Annotated in this window: 5 protein-coding genes and 1 rRNA gene; 2 read left to right on the top strand and 4 right to left on the bottom strand. The window is 70.3% G+C overall.

Features of this window, described 5'->3' with window-relative positions; translation table 11 throughout:
• Both rrf and ACIBK1_RS34600 read left to right on the top strand, forming a co-directional pair.
• Positions 1–73, top strand: a 5S ribosomal RNA gene (gene rrf / locus ACIBK1_RS40635); the annotation flags it as partial.
• A 2,107-nt stretch (positions 74–2,180) separates the two neighbouring features.
• Positions 2,181–2,564 (top strand): cell division protein SepF, encoded by a 384-nt coding sequence (locus ACIBK1_RS34600; protein WP_030509216.1) that lies wholly within the window; start codon positions 2,181–2,183, stop codon positions 2,562–2,564.
• A 368-nt stretch (positions 2,565–2,932) separates the two neighbouring features.
• Here the strand turns inward: ACIBK1_RS34600 and ACIBK1_RS34595 are convergent, their stop codons facing one another.
• The 4 genes from ACIBK1_RS34595 to ACIBK1_RS34580 form a co-directional block, all read right to left on the bottom strand.
• Positions 2,933–4,246: a hypothetical protein gene (locus ACIBK1_RS34595; RefSeq protein WP_363423951.1), complete on the bottom strand. Its 1,314-nt coding sequence runs from the start codon at positions 4,244–4,246 to the stop codon at positions 2,933–2,935.
• A gap of 340 nt (positions 4,247–4,586) precedes the next feature.
• Positions 4,587–6,308 carry an arginine--tRNA ligase gene (gene argS, locus ACIBK1_RS34590; RefSeq protein ID WP_076439526.1) on the bottom strand — a complete coding sequence of 574 codons (1,722 nt, stop codon included), beginning with the start codon at positions 6,306–6,308 and terminating at the stop codon, positions 4,587–4,589.
• 50 nt (positions 6,309–6,358) lie between these two features.
• Positions 6,359–7,387, bottom strand: coding sequence for a phosphate acyltransferase PlsX (gene plsX, locus ACIBK1_RS34585; RefSeq protein ID WP_396739909.1), 1,029 nt, complete (start codon positions 7,385–7,387; stop codon positions 6,359–6,361).
• 17 nt (positions 7,388–7,404) lie between these two features.
• Positions 7,405–7,974, bottom strand: a complete 570-nt coding sequence (locus ACIBK1_RS34580; protein WP_396739907.1) for a DUF1707 SHOCT-like domain-containing protein — start codon at positions 7,972–7,974, stop codon at positions 7,405–7,407.
• Between the last annotated feature and the right edge of the window lie 131 nt (positions 7,975–8,105).

Raw genomic sequence — 8,105 nt, 5'->3', positions numbered from 1 at the left:
CCCGGAAGTTAAGCCTGCCAGCGCCGATGGTACTGCACCGGGGACGGTGTGGGAGAGTAGGACGCCGCCGGACAATCTTTTGGAAGGGCCATCCTGGTTGGGGTGGCCCTTCCGCATTTCCGGGGGGTGTTTCCTTCTTCCGGGGTTCCCGCAGGGGTTGCCCTCTGGGGGTTGCTTTTGTGGTGTCCCGCGCCTGCTGGGGTGGGTGGCGTGTTGTGGGTGGTGCCCCGGTCGTGTTGGCCGGGGCTTTCGCATGTCCGGGGCCCGTTCTTTCGGGGGCCTGTCTAGAGGCCCGTTCCTTCGGAGCGCCCGTCTTCTGGGCGCACTCGTGTAAGGGGTGCCTCGTGCAAGGGGTGCTGAGGGACGCGGGGAGGGGGCGTCCCCCTGGCCTACGCTGGGTTGTGTGGGATTGCCTGGCTGCTTCGTTGTGTGGGCCGGCTCGTGTCACGGGGTGACGCTGTCGGCGGTGCGACCGCCTGGCCCCGCGGGCTGGGGCCGGAGTGAGTAGCCGGGACATCGAGCGTCACCGTTAACGACCTCACTGACAACGAGCTCACCGACTACGCACCCTGGTTCACCTGCTGGCCGGGAGCCAGCCCCTGGGAGGCGGTGGAGCAGTCCGCTGAGGGCGAGGAGCCAGTCGGGCGTCTGGCCGGCGGAAGATCCACGTCACTGCCACTGCGCTCGGCCTGCGGCAGCGGCTCGACCCCGAGGAGCCGTACGCGCCGGTCGAGGCGGGGTGGGAGCCTCCGGGTGATTGCGAGCGAGCCGCCCTAGCCGTGGGATGAGGGGAACGCTGGGTGCGCGAGCGGCAGCGCGGGAGGAGCGGAGCGGGCGGGAGGGAGAACCGCAGCGAAGGCCCAGCGGAGCGGGCTTCGCGAGGACCGGAGCTTCCGGCCGGCGCAGTGACGTCTCAACACGACTCCAACCACCACCCGACCCCAACCACCCGACCCCGACCCAACCGACCGTAACCCCCGGCCTCGACCCGCCTGACCCGATCCCCGCCGGACCTAACCTTGACCTATACCAACGTGAGCCACACCCGGCGTCGGAGCCACCCGCCCTCGAGCGAAGCGACTCCGGCCCACTCGACCCCAACGGCCTACGGACCGCGACAGCCCCCACTCCAGGCGCCATGTCCTAACCCAGCCGATCAAGATCTCCGCCGTGCCTGATTATTGAGCCCGAAATTCAAGGGCGGGGGGCATCGACCGGCCCAGTGCACGCGCGAGAGAATCGGCGAGTGCTTCCGGAGAGATCATGGCTGTGGGTACATCGCTTCCGGCCTGACACCGCGCGGGCGCTTCATGCGCACCGTCCTCGTCTCCGGCCACCACAGCGGCACCACCGGCCGAAGCGACGCCAGTGGCCGCGATGGTCGCTCACCTCGCCGTACTGGTCACACTGGACGTACTGTGTCGGGCGGTGTCCTGCACGGTTCACTCGCGGCGAGCCGGCATCGTCCATCGGTCCGCGGCATGGCCACTGCCTCCCCGCGGTCGCGAGCTCGGAGACACGGTCCGACTCCTTCGTCTCTACCGGCCTGGCACGCTTCTCAGGTACCTCTGTGCTCCCTGCATGGAGGGTGAGCAGGCCGGGGGTCTGCGCGGCTTCGAAAACCGGCGGCCGGTCGAAATGGTGCTCGATATCGGTTCCCCGGGAGGCGCTGCCAGGAAAGAGTTTTCCCTGGCCGCTCCCACAATTGCGGGCTCTTCTGTCCGCGGTCCGCCGCCCTGAGAGCGGCGATCAGGCGACCGGGCTGCAATCGAAAAAGTTTTCGAAACACGAATTTGAGGCGTCTCCATGCGTAATTCGATCTTCATTGACGTCGCTTCGATTCGTGGCTCTCGGCCGGGGCATACCCGGCCCGACCAGCAAGATCGTATTTTGGGAACCCGGCATCGGTGGCGTCCGTTGTGATCTACTGAAGGTATGCCGTCGTTCGAGGCGACTGTGAGAAATGTTTGCGAAGGGTTCCATGGGGTAGACGGGTTCGCGAGTTACCCTGGAAGGGCTGACGAAATTGACGATGAAGACACACTTACCCGGCCTCCACATTATCCAGCCAACAACACTTAAACGGCCGGGCGTGTCGGCGGGGGTTCGCTGAATCGTCGAATACGGTCCCGCGTGTCGGGACGAGCCCGGAAAAGGACAAGCCGGAAAAGGACAAACCGATGGGGGCTGTGCGCAAGGTGGCGAGCTACCTTGGCCTGGGTGGGGCAGAGCAGTTCGACGACGAGGCCTACGCCGAGGACGAGTACGAGGACGACTGGATGCCGGCGGCAGAGCGTGCCGCCAAGCGCTGGCACCCCAACGCCGACCCGGCCCGTATTGTCATGGTCCGCCCGCGGAAGTATGACGACGCCCTGACGATCGGCCGGCATTTCCGTGAGGGCCACACGGTGGTCATGGACGTGGCGAGCATGTCGACGGCGGAGGCCACACGAATGGTGGACTTCGCAGCGGGCTTGGCTTACGGCTGTGAAGGACGTATCGAGCGGATCGCGGACAAGGTCTTTTTGATCACTCCGTCGACGGTGGAGGTCTCCACCGCCTGAATCGGCCCGGCTCGACTCCTGATCTGGTGCCCGCCGCCCATTCGGTCGGCGGGCACAGTTGTGCCTGGCTCCGGTTCCTCGGCAATCAGCAGGCCCGGCGCCGACGCCTCGCGCGTTCTGTAGCCCAGGCACGAGGTGTCGACCGCCTCACGCGTTCGTCAGCCCAGGGACAAGGCGCCGTCCGCCTCAGCGCCCTGCAGCCCAGGCGGAAGACGCCGACAGTCTCACGCGCTCACAGCACCTGTGGCGATGGTCCCCGGCCCACCCACACGGTCCACAGCACAGTTCACCCACGCAGCCCACCCACGCGGTCCGCAGGCAGCACCGACGGTGAGCACTGGCGACCGCAGAAGCCGGCGTCGGCGTTCCTACGCGGCCCGAGGGCCCCGGCGCAGGAGCGTGGACACCTCAGTCAGGTCCCGGGCGGCGTCAGAGGCGCGCTCCTCCGACTCTCTGGCGTACTCGTGCAGGGCCCACACGGCCTTGTCGGCGAGGTCGGTGAGCTTGCCCGCCCGTGTCTGGACGTACCGTACGTCGGAGTGTTCCCGGACCCGGTGCCGCCACAGCAGATGCGCGCCCACGGCGGCGATCAACAGGCCGACGAGGGCGAGCGGCAGCGAGACCACGAACCCGGCGACGACGACGCCGACGGCGAGGACCAGGAGGACGTATCCGGGCCAGGGGCGGGTGCGCTTCGGCACGCACTCGGTGACGAGCAGCTGCTCGGCGGCCGCCATCGACTCCTGGTCGGGCCCCTCGGGCCTGAGCCTGATCGGATAGCCGAGGATCGGCACGTCCAGGGTGTCGGGCGGCGGCTCGCGCACCACCTCGACGAGGGACTCCGCCGCCGCCCTGACCGCCGGCGCCGCCACGTGCAGGGCGAGCGCGGCCAGGTGAAGATCGGCGTCGGAAGCCAGGTCCTGCAGCAGATGCCCGGTGAGCGAGCTGAGCGGGCCTTCCTGGCCGCCCTGCCCTGCCAGGGCGCGGAGCACGGCCAGCGGCTCGTCCTCGGCCCACACGGTGCCGCGTACGACCCTGGTGACCTCCCCGGCCTGCCGGGTGGAGGTGATCTCGGTGCAGCGCTCGCGCAGACGGCGCAGGGTGGCCGACGCCCGGAGCGACCGCTCGATCTCGGCGACCTTCGCCAGCTCGGGGAACGGCTCCAGGGAGGCGGGCACGGACGTTTCCGGCAGGCCGGGCACGAGGGCCTTGAGCCACCGGTCGTCGGTGGGCGGCACGTCCACCGCGTCGAGCTTGCGGAGCACGAAGATCTTGCCGACCGGCCCGTACGCCCCGCGAGCGGCGGCGAGCCACAGCGCCCGCTGGCCGGGCGTCACCGGATTGTCCTCCGACAGGTCGCCGAAGGCGGTGCCGAGCCAGGAGGCGTGAATGCGGTCGCCGTGGCCGCATACGGCGAGGGCCAGGCACAGGAACAGGGCGGTGCGCCGCTCGTCCAACTCGTTGGCCAGGGCCAGCGGCTCCAGGGCGTCCTTGCCGGACAGGATGAGGACGAGGGCCTCGACGGCGGGCCCGAGCCAGTAGCCCGGCACGTCGGCGATCCCCGGCGGCAGGCCGGGCGCCGTGCCGTCGGCCGCCAGGCTGACGATCAGCGCCTCGGCGTAGCGGTGCAGCTCCGTGGCCTCGGCCAGGTTTCCAGGGTCCGGACTCGTGGTCAGGTCCATGCTCACGCGGAACGCTCCCCGAGGGATCGGCTGGCACTCCCTTGACCGCGCCAGACTAGACGCTTGGTGTGACAGTCACAGACGAGGCGCGCCGTGGACGCGCCTGACCCGCGGGAACGGAAAGGACGGTCCGCCCTGAATCGGGCGGCCCGCCGTGCTCCCGCGGGGGCGCCGGCCTCGGGAACGCCATCGCCGGCCTCGCGGAGGCGACTTCCAAGACCGGGGACGCCGGCTCCCGCATCAGGGAGGCCATCCCCGGTTTCGGAGCCGAGGCCTCCGGTCTGGGAGGTGCCGGTGTCGCCCTCTCCCGAGTCCGCCGAAGCGGAATCCGGCACCCCGCTCACATCCGCTCGGGGACTTCGATGCCGAGCAGGTCGAGCCCGCGCAGCAGCACCCGCAGGGTGAGCGCCGACAGAGCCAGACGCGACTGCCGTACGGACTCCTCCTCGGCCTTGAGGACCGGGCAGCTCTCGTAGAACGAGGTGAACGTCTGGGCGACGTCGAACAGGTAGTTGCACAGCCGGTGGGGCTCGGACAGCTGCGCGACGGCGGCGACGACCGAGCCGAAGCCGAGCAGTTGCAGCGCGAGCGCCCGCTCGGCCGGGTGGCCCAGCGTGATCGGGCCGGTGACCGACTGCGGGTCGATCCCGCCGTTGCGGAAGATCGACCGGATGCGGGCGGTGGCGTACTGGAGGTAAGGCCCGGTGTTGCCGGTGAGGGCGAGCATGCGGTCGAAGTCGAACACGTACTCGCTGTCGTGGCTGACCGACAGGTCCGCGTACTTGACCGCGCCCATGCCGACCTGACGCGCGATCTGCCTGCGGGCCTCCGGGTCGTAGCCGCGGTCGGCGATGACGGCCTCGGCCCGCACGACGGCCTCGTCCAGCAGGTCGGTGAGCTTGATCGACTCGCCGCTGCGGGTCTTGAACATCTTGCCGTCGCTGCCGAGCACGCTGCCGATCTGGACGTGCTCCGCCTTGACGTCGTCGTGCAGCCAGCCGGCCGTACGCGCCGCGGCGAAGACCATCTGGAAGTGGAGCGACTGGGTGGCGCCCACGACGTAGAGGATGCGGTCGGCCTTCAGGTCGCGCACCCGGTAGCGGATCGCGGCGAGGTCGGTCGTGGCGTAGCCGTACCCGCCGTCGCTCTTGCGGACGATGAGCGGCAGCGGCTGGTCGTCGCGGCCCTTGAAGCCGGGCGGGAACACGCACAGCGCGCCCTCGCTGATCTCGGCCACGCCCGTGCGCTCCAGCTCGTCGCAGACGTCGGGGAGCATGGGGTTGTACATGCTCTCGCCCGCGATGTCGTCGTCGGTGAGCGTGACGCCCAGCGTGCGGTACACCTTGCGGAAGTAGCGGTTGCTGTACTCGATGAACTCGCGCCACAGGCGCAGGGTCTCCGGGTCGCCGCCCTGCAGCAGCGGCACCCGGCGGCGGGACCGCTGCTGGAACTCGGGGTCGTTGTCGAACTTGTGCCGCGCCGCCTGGTAGAAGGCGTTGCCGTCGCCGGCGGCCAGCATGCCGAGCGCCTCCTCCTCGCCGATGTCGAGGAGGTGCTCGATGAGCATGCCGAACTGCGTGCCCCAGTCGCCGAGGTGGTTCTGCCGGATCACCTGGTTGCCCAGGTGCTCGTGGGTGCGCGCGAGGGTGTCGCCGACGATCGTGGTGCGCAGGTGGCCGACGTGCATCTCCTTCGCGGCGTTCGGCGCCGAGTAGTCGACGATCACGGTCTGCGGGGCCGGCTGCGGCACGCCGATGCGCTCGTCGAGCAGCCGCTGTGCGGCCTGCTCGGCGACCCAGCCGTCGCGCAGCGTCAGGTTGAGGAACCCGGGCCCGCTGACCTCCACGCTGACGTCGGCCGTGTCGAGGTGGTCGGCGATGGCCTGAGCGACCTCCCGCGGGGCACGTCGGAGCCGCTTGGCCAGGCTGAGCGCGACGTTCGCCTGGTAGTCGGCGAACTGAGAGGGCCTGATCAGCGGATCTTCGGTGGCGTGCTCCGGACCGAAGGCGGAACCCAGCGCCTGCTGGACCCGCTCGGTGAGCACGAGCTGCGGGTCGGTCATGAACCAAGCTTATCGGCGTGCGCCTTCAGCCCGCCGTTCCATATCCGGCGTCACCAGCGGCGGTGCGACTTGTTGGTGGAGGCGATCCGCTCGCCGATCCTGGCGATGATGCCCTGATCCGACAGATGAGCCGCGAGCTCGCAGGCGGCGGCCACGCCACGTGCCCGCGACGAGCCGTGTGCGATCACCACGGTGCCGTTGAGGCCGAGCAGCACGGCCCCGCCGTGCGCCTCGGGGTCGAGCCGGCCGGCCAGCTCCCGCAGCCGGGCGCGCTGCAGCATCCCGCCGAGCCTGGCCACCCGGCTCTCCGCGATCGTCTCCCTGACCTGTTCGAAGGCGTACCGCACGGTGCCCTCGACGGTCTTGAGCGCCACGTTGCCGGTGAACCCGTCGGTGACGACCACGTCGACCTTCCGGGTGAGCAGGTCGTGGCCCTCGATGTTGCCGGTGAAGTCGACGCCGGGCGTGGCGGCGAGCAGCTCGTGGGCTCGTTTTGCGAGCTTGTTGCCCTTCTCGGCCTCGGCGCCGATCGTGAGCAGGCCGACGCGGGGACGCCGCATGCCGAGTGCCGTCTCGGCGTACGCCACGCCGAGGTGGGCGAACTGCACCAGCATCTCCGGCTTGGCGTCGGCCGTGGCGCCCGCGTCGAGCAGCACGGTCGGCTGTGGCAGGGTCGGCAGGCCGACCGCGATCGCGGGGCGTACGACTCCCTGCTGGGCCCGCAGCCGCAGCCTGCCGGTGGCGACGACGCCCGCCGTCGAGCCCGCGGACACAACCGCGCAGGCGTCGCCGCGCCGTACGAGATGGCAGGCGATGGCGATGCTGGAGCGGGGCCGTCTCAGGCTCGCCAGCGCGCCCTCGTCCATCGCCAGCGCCTCCTCGGCCCGCACGATGGGGATCTCGGTGACCGCGTCGTGCCGGGCCAGCTCCTGGTAGAGCAGGCGGGGATGGCCGACGAGCACGACGGGCACGCCCCGCTCGCGAACGGCCTGTACGGCTCCCGCGACGATTTCCCCGGGCGCGTTGTCGCCGCCCATGGCGTCGAGGGCCACGGGCAGCGGACGACCGGCGGGCTGCATGGCCGCATCGTAGGCCGTCAGCGACGGGTCCCGCGGTAGACCACGATCTTGCCGAAGCGCGCGTTGCCGGTGACGCGGATCAGCGGGCCGTCGCCGTCGCCGTCCCCTCCGGTCACCGAGCGCTTCGAGAAGATCGCGCTGCCCTCGTCGACCACCCTGGCGTTGGCCGGCACGGTGACGATGAGTTTGCCGCAGAAGGAGTTCAGCTCCAGCGTCACCTCACGGCCGGGCAGGACCGCGTCGCTGAGATCCACGATCAGGGCGCCGAAGACCGAGCTGAGTTCGGTGTGCCGCCCGGCGACCCAGCGCCCGCGCCGTATGATCTTGCTGAACACCGCGGAGACCTGGTGTCTCTCGGTGGAGAGCGTGGCCGGGGGATGGGCCGTGTCGGGCAGGTCCCCGGTCAGGGGCGCGAGGTCGCCGACGGTCACGGCGCTGTAGGCGGCGTCGAGCCTGTCGGCGTGCTCCACGCTCGTCAGGCGACCGGTGGCCAGCGCCTCGCCGAGGACGGCCGCCACCCGGTCGCGGTCGGCGTCCGAGGCGCGCTGCGCGGGATCGTCGCCCGCGTACGGTGTGAGGGAGGTCACCTCGCCAGCGTAGCTCTTATCGAGATATGTCGCGATAGGGCGGGTTCGTGGCCGGTCCCCGGCCGATCGGGTCGCGACCTCTGTCGGCGCGGCGCTAAAAGTGAGCGGAAAGATCTGCCGCAGGGCCTGGG

Source organism: Microbispora rosea (genome assembly GCF_044460045.1).
Taxonomy (GTDB): domain Bacteria; phylum Actinomycetota; class Actinomycetes; order Streptosporangiales; family Streptosporangiaceae; genus Microbispora; species Microbispora rosea.
The sequence above is the reverse complement of the archived record's forward strand: the minus strand, read 5'-3'. Positions and strand labels throughout refer to the sequence as shown.